At 62.8% G+C, this 19,440-nt stretch carries 17 protein-coding genes, 1 tRNA gene and 2 pseudogenes; 13 read left to right on the top strand and 7 right to left on the bottom strand.

Going from position 1 to position 19,440, the window contains the following annotated elements; genetic code table 11:
* Positions 1-3: 3 nt before the first annotated feature.
* The gene (locus QNI87_RS11265; protein ID WP_300596492.1) at positions 4-852 is read left to right on the top strand and encodes a hypothetical protein; all 849 of its coding nucleotides are present in this window, start codon (positions 4-6) and stop codon (positions 850-852) included.
* Positions 845-3,235, top strand: a complete 2,391-nt coding sequence (locus tag QNI87_RS11260; protein ID WP_300596490.1) for a glycoside hydrolase family 3 C-terminal domain-containing protein — start codon at positions 845-847, stop codon at positions 3,233-3,235. The genes QNI87_RS11265 and QNI87_RS11260 overlap by 8 nt, the downstream gene beginning before the upstream one ends.
* On the opposite strand, the pseudogene QNI87_RS11255 reads toward QNI87_RS11260, so the two are convergent.
* From QNI87_RS11255 to QNI87_RS11245, 3 genes and pseudogenes are all read right to left on the bottom strand, one after another.
* A pseudogene (locus QNI87_RS11255) lies at positions 3,232-4,698 on the bottom strand (TonB-dependent receptor). The gene QNI87_RS11260 and the pseudogene QNI87_RS11255 sit on opposite strands and share 4 nt — an antisense overlap.
* A 298-nt stretch (positions 4,699-4,996) precedes the next feature.
* Positions 4,997-5,392, bottom strand: coding sequence for a Plug domain-containing protein (locus tag QNI87_RS11250; RefSeq protein ID WP_300596488.1), 396 nt, complete (start codon positions 5,390-5,392; stop codon positions 4,997-4,999).
* Positions 5,393-6,151: 759 nt separating this feature from the next.
* A tRNA-Leu gene (locus QNI87_RS11245) sits at positions 6,152-6,238 on the bottom strand.
* Between the two features lie 223 nt (positions 6,239-6,461).
* Here QNI87_RS11245 and QNI87_RS11240 point away from each other — a divergent pair.
* Positions 6,462-6,728, top strand: coding sequence for a hypothetical protein (locus QNI87_RS11240; protein ID WP_300596486.1), 267 nt, complete (start codon positions 6,462-6,464; stop codon positions 6,726-6,728).
* A gap of 1,095 nt (positions 6,729-7,823) precedes the next feature.
* On the opposite strand, the pseudogene QNI87_RS11235 reads toward QNI87_RS11240, so the two are convergent.
* Positions 7,824-7,946: pseudogene (locus tag QNI87_RS11235) on the bottom strand (MJ0042-type zinc finger domain-containing protein); the annotation flags it as partial.
* Between the two features lie 179 nt (positions 7,947-8,125).
* On the opposite strand from QNI87_RS11235, the gene ftsE reads away from it, so the two are divergent.
* The 4 genes from ftsE to QNI87_RS11215 are packed head-to-tail and all read left to right on the top strand — an operon-like array spanning position 8,126 to position 11,054.
* On the top strand, positions 8,126-8,908 hold the full coding sequence (gene ftsE / locus QNI87_RS11230) for a cell division ATP-binding protein FtsE (protein ID WP_300596484.1): 783 nt from the start codon (positions 8,126-8,128) through the stop codon (positions 8,906-8,908).
* Positions 8,905-9,807, top strand: a complete 903-nt coding sequence (locus QNI87_RS11225; RefSeq protein ID WP_300596482.1) for a cell division protein — start codon at positions 8,905-8,907, stop codon at positions 9,805-9,807. The genes ftsE and QNI87_RS11225 overlap by 4 nt, the downstream gene beginning before the upstream one ends.
* A 13-nt stretch (positions 9,808-9,820) precedes the next feature.
* Positions 9,821-10,351: a YdcF family protein gene (locus QNI87_RS11220; protein WP_300596480.1), complete on the top strand. Its 531-nt coding sequence runs from the start codon at positions 9,821-9,823 to the stop codon at positions 10,349-10,351.
* Positions 10,352-10,373: 22 nt separating this feature from the next.
* Positions 10,374-11,054, top strand: a complete 681-nt coding sequence (locus tag QNI87_RS11215; protein WP_300596478.1) for a lysophospholipid acyltransferase family protein — start codon at positions 10,374-10,376, stop codon at positions 11,052-11,054.
* Positions 11,055-11,201: 147 nt separating this feature from the next.
* Here the strand turns inward: QNI87_RS11215 and QNI87_RS11210 are convergent, their stop codons facing one another.
* Together QNI87_RS11210 and QNI87_RS11205 are read right to left on the bottom strand one after the other, a co-directional pair.
* Positions 11,202-12,104 carry a prephenate/arogenate dehydrogenase family protein gene (locus QNI87_RS11210; protein ID WP_300596477.1) on the bottom strand — a complete coding sequence of 301 codons (903 nt, stop codon included), beginning with the start codon at positions 12,102-12,104 and terminating at the stop codon, positions 11,202-11,204.
* The gene (locus QNI87_RS11205) at positions 12,101-13,213 is read right to left on the bottom strand and encodes a histidinol-phosphate transaminase (protein ID WP_300596475.1); all 1,113 of its coding nucleotides are present in this window, start codon (positions 13,211-13,213) and stop codon (positions 12,101-12,103) included. Before QNI87_RS11205 ends, QNI87_RS11210 begins: the two co-directional genes overlap by 4 nt.
* A 91-nt stretch (positions 13,214-13,304) precedes the next feature.
* Between QNI87_RS11205 and QNI87_RS11200 the strand changes: the two genes are divergently transcribed.
* Together QNI87_RS11200 and metW are read left to right on the top strand one after the other, a co-directional pair.
* Positions 13,305-14,405 carry a homoserine O-acetyltransferase gene (locus QNI87_RS11200; RefSeq protein ID WP_300596473.1) on the top strand — a complete coding sequence of 367 codons (1,101 nt, stop codon included), beginning with the start codon at positions 13,305-13,307 and terminating at the stop codon, positions 14,403-14,405.
* Complete coding sequence (gene metW, locus QNI87_RS11195) at positions 14,398-15,000, top strand: methionine biosynthesis protein MetW (protein ID WP_300596471.1); 603 nt, start codon at positions 14,398-14,400, stop codon at positions 14,998-15,000. Before QNI87_RS11200 ends, metW begins: the two co-directional genes overlap by 8 nt.
* A gap of 3 nt (positions 15,001-15,003) precedes the next feature.
* On the opposite strand, the gene QNI87_RS11190 is transcribed toward metW, so the two are convergent.
* Positions 15,004-15,396 (bottom strand): VOC family protein, encoded by a 393-nt coding sequence (locus QNI87_RS11190; RefSeq protein ID WP_300596469.1) that lies wholly within the window; start codon positions 15,394-15,396, stop codon positions 15,004-15,006.
* Between the two features lie 68 nt (positions 15,397-15,464).
* Here QNI87_RS11190 and QNI87_RS11185 point away from each other — a divergent pair, with 68 nt between their 5' ends.
* The 4 genes from QNI87_RS11185 to QNI87_RS11170 all read left to right on the top strand — a co-directional run bounded on the left by QNI87_RS11185 (position 15,465) and on the right by QNI87_RS11170 (position 19,424).
* Entirely contained in the window at positions 15,465-15,863 is a 399-nt protein-coding gene (locus QNI87_RS11185; protein ID WP_300596467.1) for a hypothetical protein, read from the top strand.
* Positions 15,864-15,935: 72 nt separating this feature from the next.
* The gene (locus tag QNI87_RS11180; protein ID WP_300596466.1) at positions 15,936-16,607 is read left to right on the top strand and encodes a glutathione S-transferase family protein; all 672 of its coding nucleotides are present in this window, start codon (positions 15,936-15,938) and stop codon (positions 16,605-16,607) included.
* Positions 16,608-16,660: 53 nt separating this feature from the next.
* The gene (gene msrB, locus QNI87_RS11175; RefSeq protein ID WP_300596465.1) at positions 16,661-17,071 is read left to right on the top strand and encodes a peptide-methionine (R)-S-oxide reductase MsrB; all 411 of its coding nucleotides are present in this window, start codon (positions 16,661-16,663) and stop codon (positions 17,069-17,071) included.
* Between the two features lie 139 nt (positions 17,072-17,210).
* The gene (locus QNI87_RS11170; protein WP_300596463.1) at positions 17,211-19,424 is read left to right on the top strand and encodes a PBP1A family penicillin-binding protein; all 2,214 of its coding nucleotides are present in this window, start codon (positions 17,211-17,213) and stop codon (positions 19,422-19,424) included.
* Positions 19,425-19,440: the final 16 nt, after the last annotated feature.

The following is a 19,440-nucleotide window of genomic DNA, read 5'->3' as shown; positions in this document are numbered from 1 at the left end:
GCCATGCGGTTCCACATTAACGCAGGAGTCCTGTGGTCTTTGCCGACGTCGAGCGCCGCACCCCTGGACGAAAGCGGCACCGATTGGCGTGCTGTCAGGAACGCCGGGTTTGTGGGCCTCCAGCATTATTTCCCCGAGCCTGCCGCAATCGAAGCTGGGCTGGAAATGAGCGGGATGGCGCGCATAACCGATCCCGAAGAGGCTCGTCCGATAGCGATGCAGCACAAGGCGTGGGGATTCGTTTGCTCCACCTGGCGTGTGGGTACCGGCTTTGAAAGCGATGCGGAGATGGACGCGCCGGCGCGCGCGACGCTTGATGCATCGTCTGACTCTGGCCTGCCGGTTTACATCGAAACCCACCGGGCAACAATGACGCAGGATATGCGCCGCACAACCGATCTTTGTTCCCGCTCTCCCGATCTAAAGTTCAACGCGGACCTCTCTCATTGGTATACAGGAGCGGAGATGCGATACGGTGACTTTGAGGCCAAGCTTGCAGCGCTCGCTCCAGTTTTTGAGCGAACCCGTTTCATGCATGGCCGTATCGGACACAGTTGCACGATGCAGCTTCCGCTTGAACAAGCGCGCGACCACGAATGTTGGGAGGATTATCGCGCGATGTGGCGCTTGTGTCTCGAGGGCTTTGCCAACGCCAACGAGAATGAGCCGACAGTTTTCGCGCCGGAAACGCTCCCGGCCTCGGTCGATTTCCAGGGCACCACTCATCGGATCAACTATGCAACGCTGCACGAGGGAGAGGAAGTCGGTGATCGTTGGCGGGACGCTCTCGCCATGTTGGAAGTGATGGACGCTCTCAACGCAGAGCGAGAAGGAACCCGGTCGAATGACTAAGCCGAAGAGCGATTTGACGCTTGATCAGAAGATCGACCTCCTGACAGGCAGCGACTTCTGGCGCACCGCCTCTTCAAACAGAACGGGCATACCGCAAGTCAAGCTGAGCGATGGGCCGAACGGCGCCCGCGGCGACCTTGCGAATTTCGTGACGGCCGCCAGCTTTCCGGTTGGTGTGTCCCTCGGCGCATCGTGGAACACTGATCTCGTGCGCGACATCGGGCGAGCGCTCGGCGAAGAAGCCCACACCAAGAGAGCCCACGTGCTTCTTGGACCGACGATCAATTTGCAGCGGACCCCGATTGGCGGGAGGAACTTCGAATGCCTGTCCGAAGACCCAGTCCTTACCGGGTTCTTGTCCACCGCCTATGTGCTCGGAGTTCAATCAACGGGCGTCGGCGCTTGCCCGAAGCATTTCGTCGCGAACGACTGCGAAGTCGATCGACTGACCGTTGATTGCGTCGTTGACGAGCAGGCCTTGCGCGAGGTCTATCTGCGTCCCTTCGAAATGACCGTAAAGGCTGCGGACCCATGGATGATCATGGCAGCCTACAACTTCGTAAACGGCGTTCAGATGTGCGCGCATGGCGACCTTATCGAAGGCGTCCTGCGCAGCGAATGGGGATTCGAAGGTGTGGTCGTCAGCGATTGGGGCGCTGCCAGGGATACGATCGGCAACGCGCTTGGTGGGCTCGATCTGGAAATGCCAGGCCCCTCGCGCGTTTGGGGCGATCAACTCAAGACGGCGCTGGAATCGGGTGACGTCCCGCTCGAAGTGATCGACGCCAAGATCGCCAGACTGGAGCGCCTTGCCGAGAGAGCCCAAGCGCAGGGAGATGCCGACGATCCTGAAGCGAGCGTTGACGATCCAGAGCGCAGGAAGCTGATACGTCGGGCCGCTGCGGAAGGGACGGTGTTGCTCAAGAACCAACGCCAGGTTCTACCCCTCGACCCAGCCGATCTTCGCTCGCTGGCAGTCATCGGACCGAATGCGCAGCATGGACAGATCATGGGGGGCGGCAGTTCCTTCGTACGCTCGCACCCGATCTCTCACCCGCTCGCAGCTCTACGCGACCGATTGCCAGGCGTTGATATCCAATTCGAGAAGGGCTGCTCCAACGCCAAGTATGTCGAGCCTGCCAGCGACGAGGAATTGCAGAACGGAGCCGGCCAGCGCGGATTGATGCTTGCCCGCTTCGACGGACCAAGCGAACACCATCCATTGGTCAGCGAGGAAAAACACGCGGCGAATTCGCTGTTGTTCTTCGGCGAAGCAAACCTCACGGAAAACGAACAATTCGTGCGCCTGAGCGGCGAATTCATCCCTCAGAAGGACGGCGATTTCGACCTTGGCCTGTTCAGCGCGGGGCCAGCGCGTCTGATCATCGACGATGAGATCGTGATCGACAACTGGGACAGTTTTGCGCCCGGCGGAAGCTATTTCGGCTTTGGGTCGGACGAGATCAGGGCCACCAAGGCTTTCGTGAAGGGATGCCGTTACGCGCTGCGGATTGAGTATCTGAAGCCGGCAAATGCGCTGATCGCAGGTTTTCAATTCGGCATCGCGAAGCCCTCGCCCGCGGATTCAATTTTGCGGGCGGTTGAGTTGGCGCAGCAGGCGGATAGGGTTCTGCTGGTTCTCGGGTCCAATTCGGACTGGGAAACGGAGGGTGAAGATCGATCGACCCGTGCTTTGCCCGGCCCACAGGATGAATTGGCAGAGGCGGTGCTCGACGCTCGCCCAGACGCAATCGTTGTTATGAACGTCGGCGCGGCAACAGCGATGCCGTGGTACGATCGGGCCTCGACGGTGTTGGTGCCGTGGTTCCCGGGAGAAGAATTCGGCAATGCGCTGGTCGATGTGCTGCTTGGCGAAGCGGAACCTTCGGGTCGGCTCCCTTTCACATGGCCGCGCGAAGTAGGCGACCATTCGCACAGTGCGTTTTACCCGCCCAAAGACGGTCGCCTCGTCTATGGCGAAGGGCTCCTGATTGGGCACCGCTGGTATGATCGGCGCGGCAAAAGACCACTCGCTGCGTTCGGTTTCGGGCTTGGCTACGGAAAGGCCCGGCTCCTGCAAGTCTCGACAGCGGACAACCTTGAAAACGCTTGCGTTGTATCGATACACAATGACGGCGATCGCCCGACAGCGGTCGTGGTCCAGATCTATGCAGAGACAGCCAGCGCCGACCCCAGCATGCCAATTCGCGTGCTCGCGGGTTTCGCGAAAGTGGTTGTCGAGCCCGGTGCCACAATGGACACCACCGTTCCCATCGATCCGGCAGTGCACTCTTCATGGAGCAAGGACTTGGGCGACTGGCAAACGAACCCGCGGCGTTTGTGTGCAGCGCTTTCTGCCGCGGGGCCGTTCGTCTATTCCTAGAAATCGAACCCGACGCGCACGCCGACACGACGATCGGCGTCTCGGGTTACAAATTGGCCAAGCCCGCCTGCTCCATCAAAGGGCAGCTCGAAGATCGAAGTGACATAATTCGTGTCGAGCAGGTTGCGCCCCCAAAGATCGACCGTGATCCGTTCATCGTTGAAGGTCGCGCCAACAGTGGCGTTCAATATGCCATATCCATCCTGCTCGGTCGGGTTGGGTATATTCGCGGGATAAAGGCCAAAAACGGTATCCGATCGGAATGAATAGAGCGCCTGGACGAACCCTCCGACCCCCGATGACGGGCTGATATCAAATTCGTAAGTGCCCGATACATTGCCTGTCCACTCCGGCGCGTTGGGAACCTCCAGCCCCGAGGCGTCGAAAGAGGTTGCGTTCGGTCCTCCGGCCACCTGCGGACCGCATGGCGCACCAACCGTTGTAACCAAAGCGCCAACGCTCGGACAAGCGGCTCCCTCGAAGCTGACAAACTCCGCATCGTTGTAAGCCAGTCCAAAGGCAAAATTCAGACCTGGGACCGGCTGCGCGCCGAGTTCGAGCTCGAAGCCCTGGCTAAGGAGTTCGCCAGCGTTGCGGATCGCGAAAGAGCCGATCTGGGCGCCTTCTGCAAATTCGACGACCTGAGCCTAAAAGTTTTCGACTTCGGTCCTGAAGATGGTGAGGCTTCCGCGGAAAACGCCGTCTGGTTCTGCGTATTTGATCCCGACTTCGAAACTTGTGGGGATTTCCGGTTCGACTTCGGCAAACTCCGCCGCCGTCATCCCATCCGGTACGGTAAGATCGAGAAGGTTGTTGAACCCTGGACCTTTGTAACCGCGGCTCGCCGTCGCGAAGATGTTGAGATCCCGGTTGGGTTGGAATTCCAGGCCCCCACGCCAGGACAGCGCGGTGTCATCGGTTTCGGCATCGAACGCCAAGGGAGCAAAGGCCGGTCCCAGAATGAAATTGAACGCGCTGGCTCCGGGCGTTCCCACCCGTTCGTAATCAAGCGAGACCTGAGAGTAAATGAGACGTGCGCCGCCAATCAGTGAAAGGGTATCTGTGATCCGGGTTGTGGTCTGGCCGAACACGGCGATATCTTCGACATCAATATCGGACTCGATATCTCGGCCAAAGTTCTGCGAGGCCGGAAGCACGAGGCCCGGTGCAAGCGGCACATCAAAGTTCGCTGCCTGCGCTTGAGCAAGACCGACGGTGAATCGGCCAACCTGACTAAAAGAGCCTCGATTTGAGCTTGGATAATACAACGCGCCGCCGACAAATTCGAAAGCGCCGCCGGTGGGTGAGGTCAGGCGCAATTCCTGGCTGAATTGCCAAAGATCGTTCGCTCCGAAATTTATGTCGAGGACGTTGAGCTGCGACAGGTCAGCGTCGTTGTTATCTTCCTGCTTCCACTCGCAATAGGCGGTTTGGGATGCGAGGGTAAACTCCCCGAGAAACACGTTCGCCTCAACCGAACCGCCGTAGTTCTCGACCAGATTCTCGATCGCGCCGCCTGGATTGATGACATCGGCGGAAGGCCCCTCTTCGATCGGGCCTGTTGCACTTGAAAGGAAAGCGGTGCCCGGACGTGGGTCTGTTGTGGGATCGGCGAATTCGCGAACGGTCCAGATCGATCCCGCGTTGTCTCTCTCTCCGACCAGTCTCCGCGCAGGATCACTTCGAAGTCGTCGCTTGAAGTAAACTCGATTTGGCCGCGCACACCGTATTCGTTGCGATCGTTGTATTCCTCGCCAGTCGTCAGGTTCGTGACGATACCGTCAGCGGTGTTGTAATGTTGATGAGCCCGGCAGACGCGTTGCGCCCGAAGAGCAGGCCTTGAGGGCTTCGCAGGACTTCGATGCGCTCGACGTCGACAAGATCGGCCAGTCCCTGACCGGCTCGGGCATAAGGAACCCCGTCAACCACCGTTCCGACGGATTGTTCGATCCCGTCCGCGAACACGCTTGTGCCAATACCGTGAATTCGAAACCCTGCGCCTCTCGGCGTGTTGGCGTCGCCCAACGCCAGCCCCGGAGTGGTCAGAACCAGATTGCTTGCTTCGGAAAGATTGTAGCGCTGGAGGGTTGTGCCATCCGTGACGGCAACAGAAGCGGGAACCTCGATCAACCGCTCCTCGCGCCGCTGCGCAGTCACGACAATCTCGGGGGCCGAATTCTCTGCACCGGCGCTTTCTGTGTTCTGCGCTGCACTCTGCTGATGAAAGAATACGACGCTCGCGAGCGCTGTCCCTCAAGAAAGTTTCCTTAAACTCATTTCCCTCTCCCCTGTTCACTGCCCGCTTCGCGGATCGGCGCTTTCATTGACCGCACGGTCAGTCAGTCGCTTGCCGAATGGACGGTGAAATGTGAAGCGGAAGTTACACTCGCACTCGATGATCATTGATCCGGGGGACAGAAGGCTTTGGCCGTTCAACCAGGGCGGCGGAGCGGCGGCTCTTCTAGGTCTGTGCGTCGATCGGATTGCGCTGCTGGTCCACAACTGTGATGGACGTGGGCAAGGGCGGATGCGAACGTCTTCAGGCTCTCCCTTTGCTGGTCTGGATGAAGGCAGCCCGTCGGTCATGATGATCAACGGAGCGCGGGTCGAAGGGACCAATTCTAATGATCCGCACCTCTGGATGCGGCGCGATGTGAAGCGCGGGAGTTATCCGCCCGGCAAGCCCCACCGGTCGGTCGAGGCGTTTCATTGGCGAATTCCACATAGCCGCACGCAGCCCGACTTGGCCCGTGACCGCACTCAGCTTTACCACGAAATACAAGCTACCCTTCGAACCGCCCGAATGGGCGCGAAACAGCGACATGGATGTGCATCCACGCATCGACGCCCGAGCAGCGTAACCCCACGCTTGCCGAGACCCTTGTGCAGGGGTGTTCCGTCATAAAAAGAAGGAATTGGTGCGGTCGAGAAGACTCGAACTTCCACGGGCGTTAGCCCACAACGACCTCAACGTTGCGCGTCTACCAGTTCCGCCACGACCGCACTCAATGAAAGGCCGGGACACAGCAAGGCTCACCCCGGGGTAGGAGCGGCCCGATAGCAACCCGGTTTGACCTGCGCAAGCCTTTTGACGCGGCCCTTCCGATACGCCGAATGCGCCCGTTTTTGCTCAAGGCGAGACGCGCCGCGCGTCGCCGCTCGCCTGTCGAGCTGTTCCGCGACGGGACGCGGTTAACGAAGGCCTTGCAAACATGGTTAAGAGCGCGTGAAGGTCCCGGCCATGGCGATAGGTCTGTCTCTTGCGCTGTTCGCCGCCGCCGAGGGTGCGGCCGCAACGGACGTCTCTTCGCAGCGCGGTCGCGCCGCTGACGCCGCGCCCGTAGCCTCCGCGCGCGCCACCGCGCGGATCGTGCGCCCGGTGAGGGTCCGGATCCGCCGCGATGGAGAAAGACCGGTTGTCGATGCGCCCCGCCAGCAAGAGCCGCAAGAACAGCGCGACGAAAACGGAACGCTCTGGATCGAGTTCAGCTGAGCTTGCGACCAAACCGACCAAACGCCTGTCGAAGGCGCCTTAGCTGGGGGCCCATCCCAGACGCGCGCGCCGCGCTTCGGCGGGGTAATCGGAAATCCCCTCGGTCACGTTGAGGCTCTCTCCGGGGGCCAGCTCGTTCTTGGCGGGCACGACCGTCTTGCTGAAAATCTCTTTGTCGTTCTCATCGACGAACACGACGATCAGGCGCGGGACGGTCTCGGTCTCGGTGCCCGCATTGGTGATCGAGCCGCGCACGCGAAAGATCTCGACGCCGGTTTCGAGGATTTCCTTGCGTTGCTGTGCGGCGGGGAAGTTGAGCACGAGGTCGGGTTTGCCGATGCCGAAGGTCGGGCGATTGAAGGGCAGCCCGGCGGGCAGGCCGACATAATTCACCGCAATCGCGGTGCCGCCCGCCATCAGCGCGAAGACGACCGCTGCGATGGTCCACATCTTGAGCGGGTTGCGGCGCGCGGTGAAGGGCGCGCGATACTCGAATTGCGAGACGTCTTCTTCGTCCTCACCCTCGGCATAGCGGCTCTCGTAATCGTCGTCGAACGGGGTCGCGCCTTCGGAATATTCGCTTTCGGGCTCGTCCTCCTCAGCGAGCGTATCGGGAAAACTCGAAGCGAGCGGGTCGCGCTCAAAGCCGAAACCCGCTTCGCTGTCCGGTGCGTCTTCGGAACGCGTCTGCGCGCTCTCGGCCCCCGCGCTGCGCGCCTGGGCGGCGATGGAACTCATATCGGCGTCGCTGGTCGTCCAGTGGCTGACCGAGGGGCCATCGACCGCCTCCCCAACCTCGCCGTCGGGCTCGTTCGCCGGTGCGGGCGGTGTCGGAATACGCGGGGGAGAGCCCACAGTGTCCGGTGTCGTCGCGCCCACAGGCTTGGGGATCACCGGGCCGCGCTGAGTGGCGGGTCCGGATACCGGTTCCTCTGGCGCGGGTTCGGCTGACGCGCCTTCGGGCGGTGGGGGTGACGGGGCCGACACAGAGGGCGGCTCAGATGACGCGGGCTCGGTCGCTGCTTCCCGAGGAGCTGTCGGAGCGGTCTGCGAAGAACCATCGACGGTTTCGGTCTCGGCCTCGACCAAAAGGGATTCGGGCGGCTCCTGAAACCAACTGTGCTTGCACTTGGCGCAGCGCACGGTGCGGCCTTCAACGCCGATGGCGGTGTCCGGAACCGCGTAGCGCGTCGCGCAATTAGGGCACGAAATTATCATCGTCCTCTTGGCCATACTTGCCGGTACCCTGCGCACAAGGGTGCTGAGCCCCTAGGTGGGGTGAATAGGGGCATTTTTCCACACCGCTGACCCGGTTTTGCCGTGTTGGGAGCCCCTGGGCGCTGCTCGGGCGCGATCATGGGCTTTCCCCGCAACGGGGGCGCTGATAGGGCCGCGCCATGACCGAGCGCGCAAGCGAAATCGTGAAATTTGACAATGTCGGCGTGCGATATGGCGCGGATCAGGAGGTCCTGAGCGATCTGTCGTTTACGCTGTACCCTGGCAGTTTCTACTTCCTCACCGGCGCAAGCGGCGCCGGCAAGACCACGCTTCTAAAACTCCTCTATCTGGCTCAGCGCCCCTCGCGCGGGGGGATCCGGATGTTCGGGCGCGACATGATAACCCTGCCGCGCGCCGACCTGCCCGATTTCCGTCGACGGCTGGGCGTTGTGTTTCAGGATTTCCGCCTGATCGAGCACATTTCCGCGTTCGACAACGTGGCCTTGCCGCTGCGCCTGGCCGGCGTTGAGGAACCGCGCGTGCTGAAGGCGGTCCACGACATGCTCGACTGGGTGAATCTTGCCGACCGCGCGCAGGCGCTCCCGGCCACATTGTCGGGCGGGGAACAGCAGCGCGTGGCGATCGCGCGCGCGGTGATTGCCCGCCCGCAATTGCTCCTCGCGGACGAACCGACCGGGAATGTGGATCCCGAGATGGCGCTCAAGCTGCTGAGGCTTTTCGAGGCGCTCAACGCCCGAGTGGGGACGACGGTGGTGGTGGCGACCCACGATGTGCAACTGATCCAGCAAATGCCCGATCCGCTCATCATGCGTCTCCATAAGGGGCGCCTGGCCGATCCCACGCGCGCGCTGCGTTACCCGCCGGCGCGAACCCGCTCGCCTCAGCCGGGCCGCGACCCTTTCAGCGCTGAGGGCGCCGGGGGCAATGGGGGCCAGGCGTGAGCGACCACGACCATCCGATCGACGCGCGCGAAGCGGCCCGGCTGTTGCCCACTTCGCGCTTCAAGGGGCCGATACCCTGGGTCATCGCGATCCTCATGGCGCTCGTCGTTATCGCCGCTGCGGGCGGATTGGCGCTTGGCAACCTTGCCGACACTGCGCGCGCGGACCTGTCGAACGCGGTAACCGTGCAGATCATCGAGGCGAACCCGCAGACAAGGGCCGAGCGCGCGCAAGCCGCCGCCGCAGCGCTGGCCAGCCAGCCGCTTGTCGTCTCCTTGCGGATCGTGCCCGAGGAAGAGCTGATCGGCTTGCTTGAGCCCTGGCTGGGAACCGGTGTTGGCGGAGAGGATGTGCCGATCCCGGCGCTGATCGATGTCGAGCTCTCCCGCCGCGCCACCGCGAGCGAAATTGCCGGCCTGCAAACGGCGCTCGACCGGGCGGTGCCCGGAACCAAGATCGATGCGCAGTCCACCTGGCTGCGGCCTGTCTACGATGCGCTCGCCGCGCTGCAATGGCTGGCGCTGGCGCTGATCGCGCTGGTGGCGATCGCCACGGCGGGCGCGGTGTGGCTTGCGGCGCGCAGCGCGTTCGCCAACCACCGCGAGACAGTGCAGATCATCCATCTGCTGGGCGGCACCGACAACCAGATCACGCGCATCTTTCAGCGCAGCGTTACGATCGAGGCGAGCCTTGGCGCCCTGGTGGGGGCCGCTGTGGGTGTGGCGGTCGTGTGGCTGCTCGGTTTTCAGTTTGCCGCCTTGGGTAGCGGGATGATCGGCGGGGCGAGCCTGACGGCGTCCGACTGGGTTATCGTCGCCGCCATTCCGCTTGCCGGAGTTCTGCTCGCTCTGCTGACGGCGCGGATCACCATTTCGCTTGCGTTAAGGGCGATGCTGTGAAGAAGAGCCGGTAATGGTTCGCACATTCCTATCGGTGGCATTTCTGGTCTGGGCGCTCGGCTTCCTGTGGTTCGCGGTTGATCTGCCGCAGCCAGCCAAGAAGATGGCGACCGACGCCGTGATTGTACCCACGGGCGGCGCGGGGCGGATCGCGCGCGGGCTCGATGTGCTGGATGAAGGTTTGGCGCGGCGGATGCTGGTCACCGGGGTCGATCCCGAAGTGAAGCCGGACGAGTTCGCGGCCCAGTTCGATGTACCGGCAGCGCAGATGCAATGCTGCGTCTCGCTCGGCTTCATGGCGCTCGACACACGCGGCAACGCGTCCGAGACCGCCGAGTGGGTGGAGCAGAACGACGTCGCTTCCCTGCGTCTGGTGACGACCGACTGGCACATGCGCCGCGCGGCGGGCGAGCTTAACCGCAAGCTGCCCGATGGCGTGCGCGTGGTGCGCGACGCGGTGCCTTCGCAGCCGAGCATGTGGGCGCTTTTTCTTGAGTATCACAAGCTGATCGCAAGCCAGATCGCTGGCTGGCTCAACGTCTGAAAAGGAGCGCCTCCGCCCTCCCATGCCCTTCGCGCGCAGCCTGCTGTTTTACCCCGTCTTTTACGGCTTCAGCGCTCTGCTGGTCGTCGCCTCGGTGCTGGCCATTCCCTTTGGCCGTGAGCGGCTGCGCGGCGTGGTTGCCACATGGGGGCGCTGGCATCGCTGGTGCCTTGAGCGTATCGTCGGGATAAAGGTGGTCCTTGAAGGGACGCTGCCCGACGGGCCGGTGCTGATCGCGGTCAAGCATGAAAGCTATTTCGAGGCGATCGACATGCCGCGCCTGTTTCGCTTTCCAACAGTGTTCGCCAAGCGTGAGCTGTTCCTGATTCCGGGCTGGGGCTATTCGGCGCGGATTTACGGGCTCATCCCCGTGGCCCGTGACAAGGGGGCACGCGCGTTGCGCGAAATGATCAAGACCGCGCGCGAACGCGTGGCGGAAGGGCGACCGCTGGTGATCTTTCCCGAAGGAACGCGGGTCGAGCACGGCTCGCAGCCGCCATTGCAATCGGGCTTTGCGGGCACGTACAAGCTGCTGGGTCTGCCGGTTGTTCCGATCGCGGTGAACAGCGGGCCGGTCTATCACCGCCTGATCAAGCGACCCGGGACGATCACATACCGCGTGGGGGAGACCATTCCGGCGGGACTGAAGCGTGAGGAAATCGAGACCCGCGTGCACGCGGCGATCAACGCGTTGAATGCGTGACGAGCGCGGGCGTGTTTTCCTACTTGCAAAAGGCCTGCTAGCTTTGCTGCGGGCCGCTTTACGCTCAATCCTGGCGAACAATCGGGCGAGGAGTTCGTTCACCCCCCTCCAGGGATGTGTTTGATCAACTAACTCCGATTCGGCGCGTCAGTGTTCCCGGCCAAAGTCGGGTTTTTCGTCGTCCTGCCCCTGATCGATGACTTCGCGCCGGATCGCGCGGGTGCGGCTGAACAATTCGTGCAGCGTCTCCCCATCGCCGGATCGGATCGCGCGCTGAAGGGCGGTGAGGTCTTCGGTGAACCGGCCCAGCATCTCCAGCACAGCGCCCTTGTTGTTGAGGAACACATCGCGCCACATTACGGGGTCGCTCGCGGCGATACGGGTGAAGTCGCGGAAGCCCCCGGCGGAATATTTGATGACTTCGGACCTCGTCACGTCCTCAAGGTCGCTGGCCGTGCCGACAATCGTGAAGGCGATGAGGTGGGGAATATGGCTGGTCACCGCCAGAACCAGATCGTGATGCTCAGCGTCCATAAGCTCGACGCGCGCGCCCAGCTTTGTCCAGAAGTCCGACAGCGCCTCGAGGGCCGCGGGATCGGCGTCGGCGGGCGGCGTGAGAATGCACCAGCGCCCGGCGAACAGCGTCGCAAAGCCGGCTTGCGGCCCGCTTTGCTCGGTTCCGGCCACGGGGTGCGCGGGAATGATCGTACGGCCCGGCAGAGCGGCGCTGAGCGCTTCGATCACGCTCTTTTTGGAAGAGCCGACATCGGAGATGATGGCGCGCTGCGGCAGGTGCTCGGCGATGGCGCGCGCGGCCGCTTCCATGGCGCCGACGGGCACGCACAAAATGACGAGATCCGCCTTGGCGACCGCCTCCGCAGCGCTCTCGCACACCGCGCCCACCAGACCGCGCTCGCGCGCGGCGGCGCGCACGGCCTCGTCGCGGTCATAGCCGGTGGTGACGATGCCCGGAGCGCGCTGCGCAATGGCCAGCCCGATCGAGCCGCCAAGCAGGCCCAGCCCGATAATCGCGACGGTCTCGATCTTCACGCCGAGACCCCCGCCGCCTGAGACAGGGTTTGCGCGACCACGTCCATATCGTGCGGCGTGCCGATCGTGATCCGCAGGTGATTGGGCAGGCCCTGGCCCGGCAGATGGCGCACCGCATAGCCCGCATCGCCGAGCGCCTGCATCGCCGATTGCGCGCTCAGCTTTCCGGCAAACTCGACCAGTACGAAATTCGCCTCGCTCGGCAGAGCGCGCAGACCACGATTGCCCAGAGCCTCGATCTGGGCGACGAACCGCGAGCGCGCTTCGCGGTTGCTGGCCGCCGAGCGCTGGACGAACTCCTGATCGCCGACGGCAGCGAGCGCGGCTTTCTGCCCGCTTGCGCTGACGTTGAACGCGCCGCGCAGGCGGTTGAGATAGTCGATCAGATGCGGCGCGCCATAGGCCCAGCCGATGCGTTCAGCGGCCAGACCATAGGCTTTAGAGAATGTGCGCGTGACCAGCACGTTTTCGTGTCTCCGGGCAAGCTCGAAGCCCACCGGCTGGTGCGCCTCGGGGAGATACTCGGCGTAAGCTTCGTCAAGCACGAGCAGGATGTCGCCGCGCAGCCCGGCATGCAGGCGGCGCACGGCGTCGGGATCGATCCATGTCGCGGTCGGGTTGTTCGGATTGTCGAGCAACACAACGCGCGTCGCCGGCGTCACCGCCCCCAGCAGCGCGTCGACATCAGCCGCGTAGTCCGCGTCCGCTGCCATCACCGGCGTCGCACCGACCTTGTGCGCGATCAACGGATAGAGCGAGAAGGAATAGCGCGAGAAGAGCACCTCATCGCCAGCGCCCGCAAACGCCTGCACCGCGCAATGCAGCAATTCGCCCGAGCCGGTGCCGCACACGATCTGGTCCGCTTCCAGACCATGCAGCTGTGCCAGCGCTTCCCTCAGCCGTGTGCAGGCCGGGTCCGCGTAAAGCGCGGCTTGCTCGCGCGCTTCGGCCAGGGCTGCCATCGCCGCGCGGCTGGTGCCGAGCGGATTTTCGTTCGCCGAGAGCTTAATCAATGCGCGCCCATCGGCCGCGCTGGATTTGCCCGGCGTGTAGGCGTGGATTTGGTCGATCCAGGGTTTGGCACGAGGTTTGGAAGCGTGTTTGGTCATCGCGCCGCGAGGCTTGGACAAAAAAAGCAAAAGCCACAAGCCGTCATGCGCGAACTTGTCGAGCCGCGCTTTTTCCTCTTTAGGCACCGGGATGAAGCCGGCCTCCGCCTCGAACCTCTACGCCATCCCCGGCGAGCTCCCGCTTGACAGCGGACAGAATCTGGCTGGTGCACAAATCGCGTATGAGACCTATGGCGAGCTGAATGCGGACAAGTCGAACGCGATCCTGATCTGCCACGCTTTGACCGGCGACCAGTTTGTGGCGAGCGCGCATCCGATCACGGGCAAGCCGGGCTGGTGGGAGCGCATGGTTGGTCCTGGAAAGCCGATCGACACGGATCGCTTCCACGTCATCTGCGCCAACGTCATCGGATCGTGCATGGGATCGACCGGACCCAAGAGCCTCGCGCCCGATGGCGAGCCCTACGCGATGCGTTTCCCAGTCATCACCATCCGCGACATGGTGAGAGGGCAGGTGGCGCTGCTCGATGGGCTTGGCATCGAGCGATTGCACGCCGTCATCGGTGGATCGATGGGCGGGATGCAGGCGCTCAGCCTTGCGGCCAATTGGCCGACGCGCGCGCAGCGCGTCCTCGTCATCGCCTCGACCGCGCGGCACTCTGCGCAGAACATCGCCTTTCACGAGGTTGGTCGTCAGGCGATCATGGCAGACCCGGCGTGGTGCGATGGAGATTATTATGCGAGCGGCTCGCGGCCCGACAATGGCCTTGCGGTGGCCCGGATGGCTGCGCACATCACCTATCTTTCCGAGGAGGGGCTGACCGAGAAGTTCGGGCGGCGTTTGCAGGATCGCGACGCGAAAAGCTTCGGCTTCGACGCCGATTTTCAGGTGGAAAGCTATCTGCGTTATCAGGGCAGCGGCTTCACCCAGCGCTTCGATGCGAACAGCTATCTCTACATCACCCGCGCAATGGATTACTTTGACCTGGCCGAGGAGCACTGCGGCAAGCTGGCGGACGCCTTTTCCGGTACGACGGCACGCTTCTGTCTCGTCAGTTTCGACACTGACTGGCTCTATCCCACCAGCGAGAGCCGTCACGTGGTCCACGCGCTCAATTCGACGCGCGCGCAGGTCAGCTTCGTGGAATTGAGCGCCAGCGCCGGGCACGATAGTTTTCTATTGCCGCACGATCAGCTCGATCGCGTCGTGGAGGGCTTCCTCAATGGCTAAGCCCCCTCTGCGTTTTGACCTCGCCGTGATCGCTCAGGAACTGCGAGAGAAGGCTGGCCAAACCGTGCTTGATGTTGGGTGCGGTGATGGCGCCTTGATGGCGGTGCTGCGCGACGATTGCGGGATCGACGCGCGCGGGATCGAGATCGATGCGGAGCTGGTCGAGAAATGCGTTTCGCGCGGACTGTCAGTGGTGCAGGGCGACGCGAACCGAGACCTTGCCGACTATCCGGACAACGCGTTCGATTACACCGTGCTGGGCCAAACGCTCCAAACCAGCGCGCGACCGGACAAGACATTGGAGGAATTGCTGCGCGTGAGCCGCACGGCCTTCATCAGCTTTCCAAACTTTGCTCACTGGCGCACGCGTTCAGCGTTGCTTTTCAGCGGACGAATGCCCGTGACGCAGGCTTTGCCGGTGAGCTGGTACGAGACGCAGAATATCCACCATGTAACAATTGAGGACTTTCGCCGCCTGGTGAATGAAAGAGGCGCTCGCATCGAACGCCGCTGGTTCTTCTCGGGCGGAGAGGAAATCGGCACGCCAGGCGCAAACTGGCGCGCCGAATTCGCATTGTTTGAGGTCAGCCGCTGAGGCTTAACCAGGGCGGTGAATGCCGCAGATCTTGTGGCCATCGGGATCGGTGAAATAGCACAGATACATCGGACCCATGCTGCCTTCACGGAGGCCAGGGGGGTCTTCCATCGTCGCGCCGCCATTGGCCAGGGCCACATCGTGAAATTTCTGGAGCTGTTCTGGCGAATCGCAGACAAACCCGATTGTGCTGCCATTGGCGACCGTGGCCGGCTCTCCATTGATCGGCTCGCTGATCGAGAACGTGCTGCCATCGTGAACGTAGAACAGGCGGGTCTGTCCGGTGTCGTTAACATGGACCATAGGTTCGCCCGCGCCCAGCACACCGAGAACGGCGTTGTAGAACGTCTTGGACTTTTCGATGTCGTTGGAGCCGATCATCACATGGTTGAGCATTTGGGGGTTCTCCTCTCATCTACGCCCAGACCTTGTAGCCGGGCGTTCAGCCAAAGTCGTATAGTGCCTTGGCCATGATCGAAACCCTCTTTTTGTCCGCGCTCGCGCTTGCGCTTCAGGCCACCAATCCGTCCGAGCCCGCGCCCGTCACGCCCTCCGCCGAAGTTGCCGAGTCCGCACGTGAAACCCGGCTGACAAGCGAAAATCGCGCCGCGATTCGGTGCTCGGCGGCGTTTGCGCTCGCGGCCAACCGCGCGGAGATGGCGGGGGGCGCCGAGCCCGACTTGCGCGAACGGGGACGCGAGTTTTTCGTGGTGACGCTGGCAGGGATTATGGACGAGCATCGGCTCGACCGCGCCGCCATCGAGCGCGAAGTGCGCGCCGAAGCCGTGCGGCTCAACGAAGCGGGTGAGGTCGACGCCGTGATGCCTGCCTGCCTGTTGATGCTGCAAGCCGCCGGGCTCTGATCGCCCTATTCAGAAAGGGGCGTTAACCACGCTTTCAACGCGCGCTTTTGCGCGTTAAGGGTTCGCCGCAATATGTGGTATCTCTACCAATTCCCGCTGTGCCCGTTCAGCCGCAAGATCCGCTTGCTCATGGGCGAAAAGAATATCGCCTATCAGCCCGTGCGCGCGGATCCGTGGAACGCTTCCGACGAGTTTTACAACCTCAACCCGGCCGGGCGCACGCCCGTGATCGTGAGCGAGGATCGCAAGGCGGTGTTGTCGGACAGCCGCGCGATCGGCGAATATCTTGAAGAGACCGTTGATCGTCTGCCGATGATCAGCGGATCGGCCACCGCGCGAGCCGAAATCCGGCGCTTGACCGCGCTGTTCGATGAGAATTTCTTCCACGATGTCACGCAGCCACTGCTCAACGAACGAATGAAGAAACGCCTGATCTTGCGCCAACCTCCCGATAGCACTGTCCTTTCGAACGCGATGCGTATGGCGCATGGCCACCTCGATTACATGGATTGGCTGATCGACACGCGCCCGTGGCTGGCCGGATCGACCATGAGCATGGCGGACCTTGCTGCGGCCGCGCAGATTTCGGTCGCGGACTATCTGGGCGGCATCGACTGGACCGATCACGAACAGACGCGCGGCTGGTACGCGGTGTTCAAGAGCCGCCCGAGCTTTCAGCCGCTGCTGACCGAGCGCATGGACGGTATCCGCCCGCCCGATCACTATGCCAAGGTCGATGCGTGATTTTGTGCGCCGCGCGTCCTATATGCGCCGCGTAACAAGAAGAGGCAGCGGCGATGAGCGAAGACCCCAAGACACTGACCGAAGCGCAGTGGCGCGAACGGCTGAGCGCGGAACAGTTTCATATCCTGCGCGAGGCCGGGACGGAGCGCCCCTTTTCGGGCCGATACGACAAGTTCTACGAGGACGGGGAATATATGTGCGCGGCCTGCGGCACGCGGCTGTTCATCAGCGCGGCTAAATACAATTCGGGCTGCGGCTGGCCCGCCTTCACACGGCCGGCGGACGAAGACACGATCGAAGAACGGCGTGACATGTCGCACGGCATGATCCGTACCGAGGTTCTGTGCGGCAATTGCGGCAGCCATCTGGGGCATGTTTTCCCCGACGGCCCTCCCGAGGAAGGCGGACTTCGTTATTGCATCAACTCCGCCGCGCTCAGCTTTGCCCCCGAGAACGAGGGATGAGCGCGTAAACGGTTGCGCGATGCGCCGTGTGGTGCAGATCGGGCGGGGACGCGCCCGTGCGTCGGTGTTCACTCCTTGTTACAACTTGCCTATGCAGGGCGCTCTTCATGATCATCGATGACCGGGCACACAGCGCGTAATGGCAAAACGCGGCAGACAGCTGACAAACAAGGACAAGCGAGGCAGCCGCCGGGGCGCGAGCGAACGCGCGCGCCAGGCTGCGCCGCGCAAGAAGGCGCCCCGCAATGGGGGCTCGAGCGGTGAAGAGCGCCCTTCGTTTCTATGGAAATGGACCAAGCGCCTGGTCGTGGCGGGCGTCGGTGTCGCGCTACTTGGCGCGGTTTTTCTGGCGTTTGCGGTCGGTTTTGCCGCGCGTGAGATCCCCAGCTTCTATCAGCTCAAGTCCACCCAGAACGCCCAGACCATTCTGGTGCGCGCGCGCGACGGATCGGAAATAGTCGAACTGGGGCCGAGCTTTGGTGTCTGGCTGCCGTATAACGAAATTCCCGACACCATGAAAAACGCGATGGTCGCCGTCGAGGACAAGCGTTTCGAGGATCACTATGGTGTCGATCCGATCCGGCTGACCGGCGCGATCATCGAGGGGCTAACCGGCGCGCGCGAACGCGTGGGTGGCACTTCGACGATCACGCAGCAGCTGGCGCGCAACATCTTCCTCAATTCCAATCGGACCTATGACCGCAAGGCGCGCGAGGCGGTGCTGGCCATGGCGCTCGAATGGAAGTTCACCAAGGAACAGATCCTCGAGCTGTATCTAAACAAGGTCTATTTCGGCGGCGGCGCCTATGGGATCGACAGCGCGAGCCGCAAATTCTTCAGCCACCCGGCGAAGGAATTGAGCGTTGCCGAAGCCGCGATCATCGCCGGGCTTGTGAAGGCACCGAGCCGGTACTCGCCGACCGCCGACGTCCAGGCCGCGGTCGACCGCGCGAAAGTTGTCCTGCGGCTGATGCGCGAGCAGGGCTATATCACCGCCAGTCAGGCGCGCGTTGATGTCGACACGGTTGAGATCAAGCAGCAGGCGGGCACCAATTCGGTGCGCTATTTCACGGATTGGGCGCTGCCGCAGCTCGATCTGCTGCTGCCGGAAACCTCCGCCCCGATCGAGGTGTGGACGACGCTCGATGTGGGGATGCAGCGCGCAGCGACTACGGCGGTGAAGAGCAATGTGCCCGACGGTTCGCAGGGCGCGCTTGTCAGTCTCGACGGCGACGGCGCTGTCCTCGCATTGGTCGGGGGGACGGATTACGTCGCGACGAATTTCAACCGCGCGACCGACGCGCTGCGCCAGCCGGGATCCTCCTGGAAACTGTTTGTCTATCTCGCCGCGCTGGAAGAAGGGTACACGCCGGAAAGCCGCGTTACCGACGAACCGGTTCGCTTCGACGGCTGGAGCCCGAGCAACGCCAACGGGCGCAATATCGGCGAGACCAACCTGCGCACCGCCTTTGCCTTTTCGATCAACACGATCGCCGCGCAGCTGGGTAACGAGGTGGGGTTTGGCCGGGTCGCCTCGACCGCGCGCCGTTTTGGCATTTCCTCGACTGTTTCCAGCTTTCCCTCAATGGTGCTCGGCACCTCAGAGGTGCGTCTGATCGAGATGACCCGCGCCTTTGCCGCAGTTGCGGCGCGTGGGGAAAGCGTTGAGCCCTATGGGATCACCAAAGTGGTCACGGCGGGCGGTGAGCTGCTTTACGAGCGCCGGAAACCGCCCCGGCGCACACTTGTGCCTGAATATGTGGCCGCTGGAATAACCGATCTGTTGCAGGCCGCCGTCCAGACCGGGACGGGCCGCGCGGCGCAAATCGAAGGACGCCATGTCGCGGGGAAGACCGGTACGACGAGTTCGAACAAGGACGGCTATTTCGTCGGCTTCTCTTCCGGTATCACCACTGGCGTGTGGATGGGTCGGGACGACGCGCGGCGCGTGCCGGGCTTGCAAGGCGGGCGCGCGCCCGCTCAGGCTTTTGCGGCGTTTATGCGCGTCGCGGTGAAGGATCGCGCGGACATCCCCTTTGACACCGAGTTGAACCTGCCGGACTGGATGATCGAGCCCGATGACGAATACCTCTATGGCGATCCGGACGACTATTATTACATCGACGAGCAGGGCAATCTGGTCGATCCGGGCCGCACCGAGTTCGAAGACAGTTTTGGGGTGCCCGAAGGCAGCGATGACACATCGCCCTTAACTCCAGAGCCTCCTCCTGCAGCCAGCGAGGACTTCCTTGAGGAGGCGACCGGTCAGAACCTGCCGCCCGACGAGCCGCCAGCGCGTCCGCCACCGAACGACGGTGAGCCCCCGTCGTTTGAAGAGGTTTTTATCGACTAGAGCGGATCGGGGTGGG

Source organism: Erythrobacter sp. (assembly GCF_030066995.1).
Taxonomy (GTDB): Bacteria; Pseudomonadota; Alphaproteobacteria; order Sphingomonadales; family Sphingomonadaceae; genus Erythrobacter.
Note: the sequence above shows the minus strand (reverse complement) of the source record. Positions and strands in the feature narration are given on the sequence as shown.